The organism is Dongia sp., from assembly GCF_041918875.1.
GTDB lineage: Bacteria > Pseudomonadota > Alphaproteobacteria > Dongiales > Dongiaceae > Dongia.
Genome location: NZ_JAYRUV010000008.1, coordinates 66,368 through 81,131 on the forward strand (window position 1 = coordinate 66,368; position 14,764 = coordinate 81,131).

The window sequence follows — 14,764 nt, forward strand, 5'->3', positions numbered from 1 at the left end:
AGGGAGTAAATCTGGGAGCTTCGTCGACTTTAATTCACAGGGTCGGCCAAAGTGAGGTCGATTTCCGCTTCCAGCCAATCGGCGAAAGCGCGGGCTGCCGGGGAAAGCAAGGCCGGCAGGACAATGAAATAGGCACCCAGATGCTCGATTGATTGGCGGAATGGACGCAGCAGACGACCGCGCGCCAGATCCTCGCCCGCGGTGATCCGGTCGGCGAGACAGAGGCCCAGCCCCTGTTTGGCCGCCGCCAACAGCAGATTGAAATCCTGGAAATAGAGCGTGCGTTTCAGCTCCGCATTGCCGAGGCCGGCGCGCGCGAGCCAGCGGCGCCAGTTGACCCCCTGCGGATCGTCCAGCAGCAGCGTGTGCTGCAGCAACTCGTTCGGCGTCGCCAAACCCGGCCCCGTGGAGACGAGCAGGGGACTGCAGACCGGGAAGGAGCCGACATGGGACAGAAGTCTGGCCGTCCCGTCTTTCCAGACCGGTTCGCCATAGCGGACGGCGAGGTCGAGGCCGTCGCCGAGCAAATCGCCGCCGACCGGATCGTAGCTCGCATTGGCAGAGAGCAGGGAGAGCTTCAGCTCGGGGGCGGCATCGGTGAATTTGGCAAGGCGCGGGACGAGCCACTTTTCCGCAAAGGCGGTCGGCACGGAGACGCGCAATTCGCCGGCAATCGCCTCGCCTTCCAGCCGGGCGATCGCATAACCCAATTGGTCGAAGGCATTGGCCGCTGCCTTGAGGAGCTTCTGCCCCTGGCCGGTAAGGGCAAGGCGGTTGCCGAGACGGTTGAAGAGAGGGAAGCCCAACTGGTCTTCGAGATTGACGATCTGCTTGGAGACAGCGCCGTGGGTCACGCCGAGTTCGTCCGCGGCCTTGCCCATGTGCAGGTGGCGGGCGGCTGCTTCGAAGGTGCGCAAGGCGTTCAAGGGTGGAAGATGGCGTTTCTGCAAGGTTCTGGCGGCTCGTTAAGAAAATGTTCTCTCGGATAGTTCATGGAATGGCCGCTTCTGTCCAGCGCTCCATAAAGCCGCTGAAATTAAGGCTTTGTGAGGAGCGTCACAGCGTTCGGGCGCGTCTCGTCTGGGAGATTCGAGTGCCCGGTGCTAGATTGCTTTCACCGCCGCGGACGGGCGACGGACACTTTTCATTCATGGGAGCTTCAAAAATGAAAGTTGCTAGCCTGATCGCCGCTGCCGCGGCGCTGATGATTTCCGCTGCCCCGGCTTTCTCGGCGGGGGGCGTCAATGTCGGTTCGTTGAGTTGCAACGTTGCCGGCGGCATGGGCTTCATCTTCGGTTCATCGAAGACGATGTCCTGTGTGTTCACCCGCGCCGACGGTTCGGCCGAAGCCTACAACGGCGAGATCAACAAGTATGGCGTCGATATCGGCTTTACCAAGGAAGCGCATATGATCTGGGTCGTTTTCGCCCCCGGTAATGTCGCGCCGGGTGCCTTGGCGGGCAATTACGGTGGCGCCACCGCCGATGTTGCGGCGGGCCTCGGCCTTGGCGCCAATGTGCTGGTCGGTGGCGGCAACAGCCAGATCGCCCTGCAGCCGGTGAGTGTCCAGGGCAGCGTCGGCATCAACGTCGCCGCCGGTGTGGCGCAGATCAACCTGCGTCCGGGTATCTAAGCGCGCCCTGAGGTCTGGTCAGACAAATGAAAGAGGGTCGCGATGCAAGTCGCGGCCCTTTTTCTTTGCGGGTGAACCGTAAATTGTGACGGTGCACACGCCTTTTAGTATTGTCTTAAGTTTGCCCAGCGCCGGCAAAGGATTAGACAGACGCCGCGTAGCCCGGCCGAGCGGAAGTCGCCAGGGCCGGGTCTTCCAGGAGCAAGTCACATGAATCATGCAATGCCAGCCCTGCTGGTTGGTGCCCTATTGGCCGTCACGGCCACACAGGCCGAAGCGGACGTCAGCACCACGCGCGGCGAATATCTCAGCCGCATCATGGATTGCGGCGGCTGCCACAATACCGGTGCCTTCAGTCCCAAGCCAAATCTGGAGACGCCGCTTTCCGGTTCGGATATCGGCTTTGAGGTTCCGGGGCTCGGCGTGTTCTATCCGCCCAACCTGACGCCGGACAAGAAGACCGGCCTCGGCGACTGGACGGATGAGCAGATCATTGCGGCCTTCACGACAGGCGTGCGGCCGGATGGCAGGCAGTTGGCACCGGCGATGCCGTGGATGTCCTATGGCCATATCAGCAAGGACGATGCCGCCTCGCTGGCCGCCTATCTGCGTACTCTGCCGGCGGTCGAGCATGCGGTGCCGGGTCCCTTCGGCGTGCAGGAAAAGCCGACGGCACCTTATATGAGTGTGGTGATGCCGAAGTAGGGCATCAATCAATTGGCATGCGCCGACAGGGCCCGGGGATAGATATGATCGTCATGGCCGGGCTTGACCCGGCCATCCACACTCTCAAGCGGGCGCGGTCACACCCGATACTTCACGCCCGGCAGCACGCAGAGCATTTCGTAGAGCAGGTTGGCCGCCAGCAACGCGGTGTTGCCGGTGGGATCGTAGGGCGGCGAGACCTCGACGAGATCGCAGCCGACGAGGTCGAGCCCGCGGCAGCCACGGATAATCTCGATCCCCTGGATGGTGGTGAGGCCGCCGATTTCCGGCGTGCCGGTGCCGGGCGCCGAGGAAGGGTCGAGGCCGTCAATGTCGAAGCTGAGATAGACCGGACCCTTGCCCAACTGGGCGCGGATTTCCGCCATCAGCGGTGTCAGCGATTTGTACCAGCACTCCTCAGCCTGGACGACGCGGAAGCCTTGCGCGCGCGGCCAGTCGAAATCCTCGGCCGCATAGCCGGTTGCGCGCAGGCCGATCTGCGCCACGCGCTTGCCGTCGAGCAAACCTTCCTCGACCGCGCGGCGGAACGGTGTGCCGTGGGCAACCGGTTCGCCGAACATCGAATTGTTGATGTCGGCGTGGGCGTCGATATGCACCATGCCGACCGCGCCATACTTCTTCTTCATCGCGCGCAGGATGGGGAGGGCGATGGTGTGGTCGCCACCCATGGTCAGCGGCACGCAATTGTGACCGAGGATGTCGTCATAGGCGGCCTCTATGATGCCCATGCTCTTTTGCAGATTGAAGGTGTTGATGGCGACATCGCCAATGTCGGCAACGCTGAGGCTGTCGAAGGGCGCTGCACGCGTTGCCATATTGTAGGGACGGATGAGGCAGGATTCGGCACGGATCTGGCGTGGGCCGAAACGCGCGCCGGCGCGGTTCGAGGTGCCGATGTCGAAGGGCACACCGACGAACGCGGCATCGAGGCCGGCGGCATTCTCCTTGGTCGGCAGGCGCATCATGGTGGCGTGGCCGCCGAAGCGCGGCATCTGATTGCCGCCGAGCGGCTGATGGAAGACCTTGTCCTGGGGAACCTTGTTCATGCTCTGCCTCATTTGTCGGAGTAGTGGTGGCTTTCCGGCGCAAGTGGCGAAACGCCGCCAACGCTGTCGAAACGCCGATCGATGATCATTTTAGCATGCGCTTTCGCGCCATGCGTTCGCCTTTCAACTGCTTGAAAACACACGACTTGACCAGGTGTCTGGTGGACTTTACTCCTTGCTCGAAACAACGGGCACAAAATTCAAATCGTGCCGCTTCTGTTGGGGATTCATCATGCGCTTTGCACAATTGACCGATCGCGTTGCCGGTGAGGGAGCTGCCGCCTGGGACCTTCATGTCGAAGCGTTGACGCAGATGCGCGCTGGCAAGGACGTCATCATTCTCTCCATCGGCGATCCGGATCTGGATACGCCCAAGGCCATTACCGAAGAGGCCGTACGCCTGCTGCGCAGCGGCGACACGCACTATGCCGACATTCTGGGCCTGCCGCGCGCGCGTGAAGCGGTGGCCGCGCAGCATTCGCGGACGACCGGGCAGAAGATCGGCGTCGACAATGTCGCCATCATGTCTGGCTGTCAGAGCGGCCTGTTCGCCGTGGCGATGACCATCCTCGATCCAGGTGACGAGGCGATCGTTCTCGAGCCCATGTATGTCACCTACGAAGCGACCATCCAGGCGAGCGGTGCCAGCCTGGCGCGCGTGCCGCTGAAGGCGGAGAACAACTTCCATCTCGACATTGCCGATCTGAAACGGGCGGTCACGCCGAAGACGCGCGCGATCTTCTTTGCGACGCCCAGCAACCCGACCGGCGTCACGCTCAGCCGCGCCGAACTCGAAGGCATTGCCGCCGTGGCGCGCGAGAACGACCTTTGGGTCGTTGCCGACGAGGTTTACAGCACGCTGGTTTTCGACGGCGAGCATGTCAGCATCTGCGGCCTGCCGGGCATGGCGGAGCGGACGGCGACCGTGAGCAGCCTCTCCAAATCGCATGCCATGACCGGTTGGCGCTTTGGCTGGGTGGCGGGTCCCGCCGAACTCATCCAGCATGTCGGCAATCTGGGCCTGGCCAACCTTTATGGCCTGCCGCCCTTCATCCAGAACGCATCGGCGATGGCGCTGGAACGCGACATTCCGGAAGTGGCCGAGATGCGCGAGATATATCGCCGTCGCCGCGACATGGCGGTGGCGGCGTTGAGCCAGTTGCCCGGCATCGTCTGCCGCAGCCCGGCCGCCGGCATGTTCATGCTGGCCGACGTGCGCGGCACGGGCATGAGCGGGCACGAATTTTCCTGGGCTCTGTTCCGCGCCACGGGCGTTTCGACGCTCGATGCCACGGCTTTCGGGCCGAGCGCCGAAGGCCATGTGCGCATCTCCTTCGCCATCGACGAGAAGAATTTGATGGAAGCCTGCCGCCGCATCGCCGACTTCACGCGCGGGTTGATGGAAAAGGTGGCTTAACGCGCCAAAGGTCACCGGTCGAAGTCACCCAGGAAATCCTGGATGATCGTTCGCATGCGGTCCTGGCCGAAGCTGGGATAATGGCCGCCATGGACGATGCGGACCGGCAGGTTCAGTAACCGCTTCATGCTGTCGACATAGAGACGCATTTCGGCTGCGTTCCCGCTATCGTAAGCGAGTTCGCCGTCATAGATGACATCGCCGGCGAAAAGTGTTTCGGTGGCGCGTTCATAAAGCGCGATCGAGCCGTCGGAATGGCCGGGCAGGTGAAAGACCTCGAATGACCGGTCACCGGTATCGACCACACTGCCTTCCTCAAGCAAGGTCTGGGCGGGCGCCGCCTTGACCTCATAGCGGAGCGGGTTCCAACTGCCGGGCGGCAAGGCGGTGAAGATGGAATCGTCAGCGACATATTTGTTGGCGAAGGTGTTGTCGCGCGTGGGGTGCGCGAGTATATCGGCTTCGGCTGGATGCACCGCGCGCTCGGCAAACTCGTGATGGGTCCCGATATGGTCGAAATGGGTGTGCGAGGCGATTGCCAGCACCGGACGTTCGGCTAATTGCGCCACCTGCTCGCGCAGGGAGACGACGCCCATGCCGGAATCGATCAAGAGGTCCCGGTCCCGACCGCGCACATGCCAGATGTTGCAGCGGTAATATTCCTTGATAAAGGGCTCGTAGATCCAGGTGATGCCATCATTCATCGCGTGCGTGGCATACCAGGTATCGGGCGTGGCGATCCTCATCTTGTCTCCAATCAGGCGCGCTTCCTTTGCGGTCCGCTGCTTTCACTGAGGCCGCCGACGAAGATGGCAACCTGCTCGCGCAAGCGCGCATGGATTTCCGTCTTGGGCATCCTATCCCGCGCCACGAATTGCATGAAGAGGCCATTGACGAGGATGAAGAGTGCTGCGCCGGCGGTGGTGGCGTTGAGGTCGCCCCGCACCTTGCCGGCGGCCTGCAGCGCCGCCACCAACTCGCCGACCTGAGCCGCCAGCATGCGGTCGTTCTCGGCATAGCCGGTGCCGAAAGGGGATTCCGCCTGGGTGACCGCGGTCGCCATGGCGTTGCGCCAGAGTTCCTTGGTGAGGTGCACCAGCGAATGGTCGATATAGATCGCCAGCAGGCCATAGAGGGCCGTGGCGGCGTCGCCGCTGACGCTGGCGATGTAGCGCTTGCCCTTGGCGCGCACCTGTTCGCCGTCGAGGGCCACCAGCGCCATCAGCAGATCGCCCTTCGAGGAAAAGTAGTTATAGACCGTGCCGGTGCCGACTTCGGCAAGTGCTGCGATCGCTTCGACCGATGTATCGGCGAAACCGTTCTTGCGGAATAGCTGGCTGGCGGCGGCGAGGATGTCGCGGCGGCGGCCGGCTTTCTGTCTTTCGCGGAGACCTGTCATGGCTGCTCGTGAAAATTCTGAATTGACTTTATTTTGAAGTTCATTCACCTTTTTAGCAATAAGAAAAGTTGGACTTCATTGTTGAGGGAGACGGATGATGATCAGTTCCATGGGCCGACACATGATTTCGCGCCGCCGTGCCTTGCAGGCCGGTGGTGCCGCACTTGCCTCATTGTCTTTCATGTCGAAAGGTGCGCATGCCGCGGACGAGCTCAATCTGCTGGTCTGGTGCGACCATACGGGTGCCGCCTTGCTCGATCCCTTTGCGGAAAAGCACGGGATCAAGATCAATACCAAGGAATACGATCTGCCCGGCGTCGCCTATAGCATCCTCGAGCAATCCCAGCCGGGCGATTGGGATGTCTTCGTGGCGGATACCGGCGACATCATGAGTGCGGTCGCGAAGGGGTATTTGGGCGAACTGCCGGATGCGGAGATGCCCTGGGCCGACATCTTCCCGGATCTGAAGCAGCCGGATTCGCATTACAAGGACGGCAGGCTCTACGCCGTGCCGGAAAAGTTCGGCTACAACACGATCGCCTTCAACAATACCAAGGTCAGCCAGGAAGAGGCGCGTCAGGCCAAGGTGATGTGGGACCCGAAATTCGCCGGGCGCATCGCGATCTATGACTATTACATCCCGACCATGGAAATGGTGGCGATCGCACTCGGCATCAAGCCGCAGGAGATCACCAAGATGCATCTGCCGGCCATCAAGGAAAGGCTGGTGGAGATGAAGAAGCTCGCCTCGCTGGTGGGTGACGTGCCGACGACGCAGAATGCCCTGGTGACGGGAGCGGCCGACATCATCGTCGGCGGCGGCGAGTTTGCCGTGGCGGGGTTGATGGCCGAGAAGCCGGAACTGGATTGGGTGTTGCCCGATGAAGGCGGCGTGCGCTGGTCGCAGTCGATCGGCATCTTCAAGGATTCCACCAAGAAGGATCTGGCGACCGAGTTCGTGAAATACATCGTCTCGCCGGAAGGGCAGGGGCGGCTTGCCACGGCGGATTGCTATTGGGCGATGCCGTCGAATTCCAAAGCCAATCTCGATGACGCGCAGAAGAAGCGCCTGCGCTGGGACCAGCAGCCGGAATTCATCGCCAGATCCTATCCGTATTTCTTCGGCGATGCGGAGCTGGATGCGGCGATGCAGGAAGTCTGGACGGAAGTACTTGGCGCGTGATTTCAAGTATCTCTTCTGAAATTCCCCCTCACCCCACCCCCTCTCCCGCGAAGGGAGAAGGGCTTGTTGCGACCTTTGCAATAACTTTCAGTATCGATGATCAATGCGGACGGCACCTCATTCCCTCTCCCCTCGGGGGAGAGGGTTAGGGTGAGGGGGCGCAAGTGAAGAAACGTGCAGGCCTGAAGAGCTGGGGCCATGCCCCGGCTCTTGCGTGGACGGCCTTGTTCTTCGTGCTGCCGCTCATCGCCATGCTGGTGATGAGTTTTTCGGCGCGGATCGAGGGCAAGATTGCGCTGGTCTGGACGCTCGACAATTATCGGGCCTTTCTGACGCGGGCCGACGGCACCTTCGTGGGGGCCCTGTGGAATTCGATCGAGGTGACATTCCTCACGACGATCATCTCGGTGCTGGTCGCCTATCCCTTGGCCTATATCCTCGCCTACCGGGTGCCAAGGAACTGGCAGCGCTTTGTGCTGGTCCTCACCGTTCTGCCTTTCTGGACCTCCTATGTGGTGCGGTCCTATAGCTGGCTGCTGGTGCTCTCCGAGAACGGCATCATCAACCAGTTCCTGCTGTGGTCGGGCATTCTCGACACGCCAGTCGGCATGGGCAATAGCCGGTTTGCGACGGTGCTGGGCTTCGTCCATTTCTTCGCGATGCTGCTGACGCTGACCATCTACGCCAATCTGGTGCAGATCAAGGAGAGCTACCGCAAAGCCGCGGCCGATCTCGGTGCCAATGGCTGGCAAGCCTTCTGGCATATCACCTTGCCGCTGAGCCTGCCGGGCGTTTCTGTTGGCGCCTTCCTCACCTTCGTGCTCGCGATCGGCGATTATATCACGCCGCAGATCCTGGGTGGATCGAAGGAGATGCTGCTCCCGCAGGCCGTGATGCTGCAGATCGGCCGGCAGGCGGATTTCCCGCTTGCCTCGGCGCTCTCCATGATCCTGATGCTGGTCATCACGGCGGCCTTCCTGCTTTTTGCCAAGCGGCTGAAGATGGAGCGAGTGTGATGAATGCCGTGAAGCTCTGGGTCCCCTGGGTCTATCTTGGCCTGGCACTGCTCTTCATCTTCCTGCCCGTGCTGGTGCTGATCCAGTTCTCGTTCCAGAACGGGATGGCGCCGGTGCCGCCATTCGATGGCCCCAGCCTCAAATGGTGGGCCAAGGTGCTCGCGAACCGGAAGATCACGGATGGCCTCGGCAATTCGCTGCTGGTGGGTCTTGGTTCAGCATTCGTCGCCACGGTGCTGGGATTTCTGGCGGCCTATGCCCTGGCGCGGCAGAAACGACGCCTCTCCGGCTTCTATCAATTCCTGCTGATGGCGCCGATCACAGTTTCCTATCTCATCATCGGCATGGGGCTGCAGATCACTTTCAACTATCTGGGTTTTGGCAAGTCGCTTTGGGCCGTCGGCATCGGCCATGTCGTGATCAACCTGCCGCTGACCTTTGCCATTCTCTATGCGCAGCTCGGCGAGCATCAGGCCAATATCGAGCGTGCGGCCTACGATCTGGGTGCCAAGGATTGGCAAGTGGTACTGGAAATCACCGTGCCGATGCTATGGCCGGGCCTGCTCGCGGCCTTCTTCATTGCTGCCACTTTGTCCTGGGATGAATTCGTCATCGCCTTCCTGATGAGCCGGTTCGACGTGACACTGCCGGTCGTCATCTGGAGCATGCTGAAATCCGGCCTGTCGCCTGAGCTCAACGCGACCGGAACCCTGGTCTTCGTCATTTCCATTCTTGCCGTCGGCGTGGTCGAATTCCTGCTGTGGCGTTCAAGGAAAAGTCATGTTTGATCGTGTTGAATTGCGGCAAGTCAGCAAGAGCTATGAGGGAGTCACGGTTGTCGAGACCCTGGACCTTTCAATGGCTGCCGGCGAATTCGTCGTGCTGCTGGGCCCGTCGGGCAGCGGCAAGACGACGCTGCTCAACATGATTGGCGGTTTCGCCAATCCGAGCGCAGGGCAAGTGCTGATCGACGGTGAGGATGTAACCGAATTGCCGCCGGCCAAGCGCCCAACCGCGACCGTGTTCCAGGATTATGCCTTGTTCCCGCATATGAGTCTGGCTGCCAACGTGGCCTTCGGCCTGCGGATGCGAAAGGTGCCGAAGGCGGAGCGCCTGGCGAAGGCGGCCGAGATGCTGAAGCTGGTCGGGCTCGAAGGCTTTGGCAGCCGCGGCGTGCATCAGCTTTCCGGCGGTCAGCGCCAGCGCGTTGCCTTGGCGCGCGCCATGGCAGTGGAACCTAAGGTTCTGCTGCTCGATGAGCCCCTGGGTGCCCTTGATCTGGCTCTGCGCCGGCAGATGCAGGAAGAGCTTGTGCGCCTGCAGCGGCGCTCCGGCGCCACCTTTGTCCATGTCACGCACGACCAGGAGGAGGCGATGTCGATCGCCGACCGCATCGTCGTGGTGAACAAGGGGCGCATCGAGGATATGGGGCCGCCGGCGCGCGTGTATTTGCGGCCGGCCAGCCTTTTTGCCGCGAAGTTCATGGGCGAGAGCAATGTGCTGGGTGGCCGCGTGGTCAGTGCACATACGGGCGAGGTGAAGGTCGAGACGGCTTTGGGGCCGATTGTCGTGCAAGGCGAAAGCCCGGTCGGCTCCGCCGTCCATATTGCCTTGCGTCCGGAGCAGTTGCTGCCGAGCCAACAGCCGAGTTCGGTCAGCCTGGGCCATGGCAGGGTGGAGGAATTATCCTTCCAGGGCACCCATTGCCGTTGCCATTGTAAGGTCGCGGGGCAAGACCTGATCTTGCGCGCCCCGGTCTCGGCGGGCTTGACCGCCGGCCAGGAAGTGAGCCTTTATGCTGCGCGCACGGATGTCGTGCTGTTGCAGCGGTAGGTAAAATGCTCACGGGAATCAATGAGTTCGGGCGCTTAAAGCGGATTGCCATGCGCCGGCCGGCGGAAGCCTTTGTCGATGATGAGAAAATCGACAAGGAATGGAAGAACCTCAACTATCACACCCGGCCGGATATGAAGAAGGCTGTGGCCGAACATCAGCGTTTTGCCGATATCATCAAAGGGGTCGGCGCCGAGATCCTTTATCTGCCGCCGGACCGTAAGCTGACTATGGACAGCCTCTATGTGCGCGATGCGGCGGCGGTTTGCCCCAAGGGTGTAATCCTCGCCAATATGGGTAAGAAACAGCGTGAGGGCGAACCGGGGGTTCACGGCCATTTCTTCGAGGAAGCCGATATTCCGGTGTTGGGCAGCATCGCCGGGCAGGGGAAGCTCGAGGGCGGCGACTTGATCTGGCTCGATGAGAAGACCGTGGCCGTGGGACGCACCTATCGCACCAACGACGCCGGCATTCGTCAGTTCAAGAACCTGGTCGGGCCTGATGTGCATGTCGAGATCGCCGTCATGCCGCATTACAAGGGGCCGACGGACGTCTTCCATCTGATGTCAGTCATTTCGCCTTTGGACAAGGATCTGCAACTTGTCTATTCGCCTCTGATGCCGATACCGTTTCGCGAATGGCTGCTTTCACGAGGCCAGACCCTGGTCGAGGTGCCGGACAGCGAATTCGCGAGCATGGGCTGCAATGTGCTGGCCATCGCGCCGCGCGAAGTGGTTATGGTGAAGGGCAATCCCGAAACCAAGGCGCGCATGGAGGCTGCCGGCTGCAAGGTTCATGTCATCGACGCCGATGCCATCTCGGTGCCGGGTGAAGGCGGGCCTACCTGCCTGACCCGGCCCTTGGAACGTCAATAACCTAACTGACGGGCCGGAATGAGAATTCCGGGCCGGACGGATGAGAAAATGACGCCATCGCGACATTGACGGCGGCGCGAAATCGACAAAAATCCGTCGCCGGCAGGCAGATGGGTGGGCTGAATCGGCCCTAGTCTCTGCCATCGCGTCTTCGGGCCCATGAGGGCTGAGATGGCCGGTTAAACGTCTTGATCCATAGGGGAATCTGCATGTCGAAGAAGGTCGGCAGCGATATCGAAATCGCCCGCGAAGCTAATATGAAGCCGATCCGCGAAGTCGCGGCGAAACTGGGGATCAAGGAAGAGCATCTGCTGCCCTTCGGCCACACCAAGGCCAAGATCTCGATGGACTATGTGAAATCGCTGAAGGGCCAGAAAGACGGCAAGCTGATCCTGGTGACGGCGATCAACCCCACCCCGGCTGGCGAAGGCAAGACGACCACCACGGTGGGGCTTGGCGACGGCCTCAACCGTATCGGCAAGAAGGCCATCATCTGCCTGCGCGAACCCTCGCTGGGTCCGTGCTTCGGCGTAAAGGGTGGCGCCGCCGGCGGCGGTTACGCCCAGGTCGTGCCGATGGAAGACATCAACCTGCATTTCACGGGCGATTTCCACGCCATCGGTTCGGCGCACAACCTGCTCTCGGCCCTCATCGACAATCATATCTATTGGGGCAACGAGCTGGCCTTCGACACCCGCCGCGTCACTTGGCGCCGCGTCATGGATATGAACGACCGGGCGCTCCGCCAGATCACCAATTCGCTGGGCGGCGTTTCCAACGGCTTTCCGCGCGAGGATGGTTTCGACATCACCGTCGCCTCGGAAGTCATGGCGATCTTCTGTCTTTCGACCGATCTTGCCGATCTCACCAAGCGCCTCGGCAACATCATCGTTGGCTATACGCGCGACAAGAAGCCGATCTATGCCCGCGACCTCAAGGCCGACGGCGCCATGACCGTTCTGCTGAAGGATGCGATCGCGCCCAATCTCGTGCAGACGCTGGAGAACAACCCGGCCTTCATCCATGGCGGTCCGTTTGCCAATATCGCCCATGGCTGCAACTCGGTGATCGCCACGACGACCGCGCTGAAGCTGGCCGATTATGTCGTGACCGAAGCCGGTTTCGGTGCCGATCTCGGCGCTGAAAAATTCTTCGACATCAAATGTCGCAAGGCCGGATTGAAGCCGGCGGCGGCGGTTATCGTCGCCACCGTCCGCGCCCTGAAGATGCATGGCGGCGTTGCCAAGGAAGATCTCGGCAAGGAAAACGTCGCGGCCGTTAAGAAAGGCGGAGAGAACCTTGCCCGTCACATCGAAAATGTGAAGAAGTTCGGCGTGCCGGCAATTGTCGCGATCAACCGTTTCGTTGCCGACACGGATGCCGAGCTCGATGCCGTGCGTCAGCTCTGCGCCGAACTGGGTTCGGAAGCGATCGAGTGCAACCATTGGGCGCTCGGCTCGGAAGGAACCGAAAAGCTTGCTCACGCCGTGGTGAAGCTCGCGGATGCCGGCAGCAATTTCAAGCCGCTTTATCCCGACGACATGACGTTGTGGGACAAGACCCGCACGATTGCTCAGTCGCTCTACGGCGCACAGGGTATCATCGCCGACAAGGCGGTGCGCGACCGCTTCGCCGAGTTCGAGAAGATGGGCTTCGGTCACTATCCGGTCTGCATGGCCAAGACGCAGTACAGCTTCTCGACCGATCCGAACCTCAAGGGCGCGCCGTCGAACCATGTTGTGCCGATCCGCGAGATTCGCTTGTCGGCCGGCGCCGAGTTCATTGTCGTCGTCTGCGGCGAAATCATGACCATGCCGGGCCTGCCGCGCGTCCCTTCGGCCAACCACATTCGCCTCAACGACAAGGGCGAAGTTGAAGGCCTGTTCTAAGCGGGCGACAATTCGCGAAGAGTAGAAAGCCGGCGGAAACGCCGGCTTTTTCTTGCCCGCGCCCACTTTTCTTTCCGCGATTGGAGTGCTCCGGGGCTGCGCGGAATCGTCCGCTTTACTCCGTCATCCCCGGATTCTGTCTGCGTATGCCGACGAAAATCCGGTCAGGCCGGTTTAGCGACCAGCGCGGCGGCGGTCGGTGGCAATGCCGAAGGGCAGGGCGCCGCGGCGCCGATCCTCGGATACCGGCTGCCGGTAGGGCAGGGGATCCCGGCTATATAACGATGCCGGGTCTGATCCTTGCTGCTCGGCTAGGCAGATCTCCTCGACGCAATCGTCCAGGGCACGCCGCCAATCGGGAATATCGAGTTGCAGCAGATGACGGGAGCGGCTGCAATCGAGTTCCGTTCGCCTTGCCGCGGCGCCAGTCACGCCAAAGCGATTCGGTGTGATGGGAATCAACTCGGGCGGATTGTGATAGGGGGCCGCCTGGCGCAAGGCGTGGCTGGCAAATTCAAACCAGGTCGCGGCGGGCGCGCCGCAATAATGGAGGATGGTGCCGCCAGAAAATTCGCGCTCGATCAGCGACAGGCCGATGCGGCGCAGCGCGGCACAAAGCTCGCGGACCGGTGTTGGCCCTGCGATATGGTCGTTGGGCACATGCACGCGGCCACCGCGGCGGCCCAGCGAGAGCATGGTCTTGAGCATGTTGTGGCCCTTGGCGCCGAACAGCCAGCCAGTGCGCAGAATGGTGAACTCCCGGCAATGGGCGGCCACTTCAGCTTCGCCGGCGGCCTGCGCCTGGCCGAAGACGCTGATAGCGTCAGGCCGATCGGTCTCGAGATAGGGCGAAAACTTATCTCCAGCGAAAACCTGGTCGGACGAGAGGTGCAGCAGGGGAATGCCAAGCGTGCCCGCTGCTTCCGCGAGGTCGCCGACGGACCAATGGCTCCGCGCCTGGGTGAGTACACGCTGGTTCTCGGCACTGTCGGGGGAGGCATAGCCGATGGTGTTGATGATCAGGACCGGCGCCAGGGCTTCGAGATTGCGGCGCAGGCGATCGATATCGAGAATACCAAGCTCGATGCCTGTCATCATGCACGCCTCAAAGCCGGCGGGCCACAGCATTTCTTCGAGTTCCTGTGCCAGGACCGCGTTGCGGCCGGCGACCAGGATAAGCTTGCGGTCTTGCATCTTCGGGCTCCACGGCGCGGATCGGGCGCGTCTATGAGTCGGTATTGAGAATAACACCGAGCCTGGATCACGGATACCCATGCACAGAAATATTACAGTTAAATCAATATGATAAAGAGAAAATTCGAGCTAAAAGCAATTGTTGGGCGGACATAAAAAAGCCGCCGCGGCATAAGGCCGGCGGCGGCTTTCTTCAAACAAATATCCGATCAGGGCTGCGGGGCGCGGGCGCCGATGCAGGCAGCGTCGTAATCGGCCCAGCGCAACTCGACATGGCGCCAGTAATCGTTGGCCGGGGCACTGCCGCCTGCCGCCGCGATTTCCGGGTAATCGCCCCCGAGCAGATCGGCTACGGCCGGATCGACGGCAATGACCTGATTGCTCTTGTAGATCTCGCCGGCGATGCTGGTTTCGGCACCGCTCAAAGTGGACAGCGCGGTTTCAGCTGAACCGCACAGGCCGGAAACCTGCTGATGCAATTCGTATTGCGGCTCAACGGCGCAAGCCGACAAGGCCAGAGCGCCCAGAACGGGCAACATAATCTTCATCATGA

General features: G+C 61.4%; 15 protein-coding genes. 9 read left to right on the forward strand and 6 right to left on the reverse strand.

Features of this window, described 5'->3' with window-relative positions; genetic code table 11:
- Positions 1-29: 29 nt before the first annotated feature.
- Positions 30-950: a LysR substrate-binding domain-containing protein gene (locus ACE3TY_RS10155; protein WP_374652912.1), complete on the reverse strand. Its 921-nt coding sequence runs from the start codon at positions 948-950 to the stop codon at positions 30-32.
- A gap of 215 nt (positions 951-1,165) precedes the next feature.
- On the opposite strand from ACE3TY_RS10155, the gene ACE3TY_RS10160 reads away from it, so the two are divergent.
- Together ACE3TY_RS10160 and ACE3TY_RS10165 are read left to right on the forward strand one after the other, a co-directional pair.
- On the forward strand, positions 1,166-1,633 hold the full coding sequence (locus tag ACE3TY_RS10160) for a DUF992 domain-containing protein (RefSeq protein ID WP_374652913.1): 468 nt from the start codon (positions 1,166-1,168) through the stop codon (positions 1,631-1,633).
- Between the two features lie 210 nt (positions 1,634-1,843).
- Complete coding sequence (locus ACE3TY_RS10165; RefSeq protein WP_374652914.1) at positions 1,844-2,338, forward strand: cytochrome c; 495 nt, start codon at positions 1,844-1,846, stop codon at positions 2,336-2,338.
- A 98-nt stretch (positions 2,339-2,436) separates the two neighbouring features.
- Here the strand turns inward: ACE3TY_RS10165 and speB are convergent, their stop codons facing one another.
- Positions 2,437-3,405, reverse strand: a complete 969-nt coding sequence (gene speB, locus ACE3TY_RS10170; protein WP_374652915.1) for an agmatinase — start codon at positions 3,403-3,405, stop codon at positions 2,437-2,439.
- A 232-nt stretch (positions 3,406-3,637) separates the two neighbouring features.
- On the opposite strand from speB, the gene ACE3TY_RS10175 reads away from it, so the two are divergent.
- Positions 3,638-4,822 carry a pyridoxal phosphate-dependent aminotransferase gene (locus ACE3TY_RS10175; protein ID WP_374652916.1) on the forward strand — a complete coding sequence of 395 codons (1,185 nt, stop codon included), beginning with the start codon at positions 3,638-3,640 and terminating at the stop codon, positions 4,820-4,822.
- 11 nt (positions 4,823-4,833) lie between these two features.
- Here ACE3TY_RS10175 and ACE3TY_RS10180 read toward each other — a convergent pair whose 3' ends face one another.
- Together ACE3TY_RS10180 and ACE3TY_RS10185 are read right to left on the reverse strand one after the other, a co-directional pair.
- On the reverse strand, positions 4,834-5,568 hold the full coding sequence (locus tag ACE3TY_RS10180) for an MBL fold metallo-hydrolase (protein WP_374652917.1): 735 nt from the start codon (positions 5,566-5,568) through the stop codon (positions 4,834-4,836).
- Positions 5,569-5,579: 11 nt separating this feature from the next.
- Complete coding sequence (locus tag ACE3TY_RS10185; RefSeq protein WP_374652918.1) at positions 5,580-6,221, reverse strand: TetR/AcrR family transcriptional regulator; 642 nt, start codon at positions 6,219-6,221, stop codon at positions 5,580-5,582.
- Positions 6,222-6,315: 94 nt separating this feature from the next.
- Here ACE3TY_RS10185 and ACE3TY_RS10190 point away from each other — a divergent pair, with 94 nt between their 5' ends.
- The 6 genes from ACE3TY_RS10190 (at position 6,316) to ACE3TY_RS10215 (ending at position 13,017) form a co-directional block, all read left to right on the forward strand.
- On the forward strand, positions 6,316-7,404 hold the full coding sequence (locus tag ACE3TY_RS10190; RefSeq protein ID WP_374652919.1) for a PotD/PotF family extracellular solute-binding protein: 1,089 nt from the start codon (positions 6,316-6,318) through the stop codon (positions 7,402-7,404).
- Between the two features lie 164 nt (positions 7,405-7,568).
- Complete coding sequence (locus ACE3TY_RS10195; RefSeq protein WP_374652920.1) at positions 7,569-8,420, forward strand: ABC transporter permease; 852 nt, start codon at positions 7,569-7,571, stop codon at positions 8,418-8,420.
- Positions 8,420-9,208, forward strand: coding sequence for an ABC transporter permease (locus tag ACE3TY_RS10200; protein ID WP_374652921.1), 789 nt, complete (start codon positions 8,420-8,422; stop codon positions 9,206-9,208). The genes ACE3TY_RS10195 and ACE3TY_RS10200 overlap by 1 nt, the downstream gene beginning before the upstream one ends.
- On the forward strand, positions 9,201-10,253 hold the full coding sequence (locus ACE3TY_RS10205) for an ABC transporter ATP-binding protein (protein WP_374652922.1): 1,053 nt from the start codon (positions 9,201-9,203) through the stop codon (positions 10,251-10,253). Before ACE3TY_RS10200 ends, ACE3TY_RS10205 begins: the two co-directional genes overlap by 8 nt.
- Before the next feature lie 50 nt (positions 10,254-10,303).
- Positions 10,304-11,128: a dimethylarginine dimethylaminohydrolase family protein gene (locus tag ACE3TY_RS10210; RefSeq protein ID WP_374652923.1), complete on the forward strand. Its 825-nt coding sequence runs from the start codon at positions 10,304-10,306 to the stop codon at positions 11,126-11,128.
- 209 nt (positions 11,129-11,337) lie between these two features.
- Positions 11,338-13,017 carry a formate--tetrahydrofolate ligase gene (locus tag ACE3TY_RS10215; protein ID WP_374652924.1) on the forward strand — a complete coding sequence of 560 codons (1,680 nt, stop codon included), beginning with the start codon at positions 11,338-11,340 and terminating at the stop codon, positions 13,015-13,017.
- 174 nt (positions 13,018-13,191) lie between these two features.
- On the opposite strand, the gene ACE3TY_RS10220 is transcribed toward ACE3TY_RS10215, so the two are convergent.
- Both ACE3TY_RS10220 and ACE3TY_RS10225 read right to left on the reverse strand, forming a co-directional pair.
- Positions 13,192-14,211 (reverse strand): NAD(P)-dependent oxidoreductase, encoded by a 1,020-nt coding sequence (locus tag ACE3TY_RS10220; protein WP_374652925.1) that lies wholly within the window; start codon positions 14,209-14,211, stop codon positions 13,192-13,194.
- Positions 14,212-14,420: 209 nt separating this feature from the next.
- Positions 14,421-14,762: a hypothetical protein gene (locus ACE3TY_RS10225; RefSeq protein ID WP_374652926.1), complete on the reverse strand. Its 342-nt coding sequence runs from the start codon at positions 14,760-14,762 to the stop codon at positions 14,421-14,423.
- Positions 14,763-14,764: the final 2 nt, after the last annotated feature.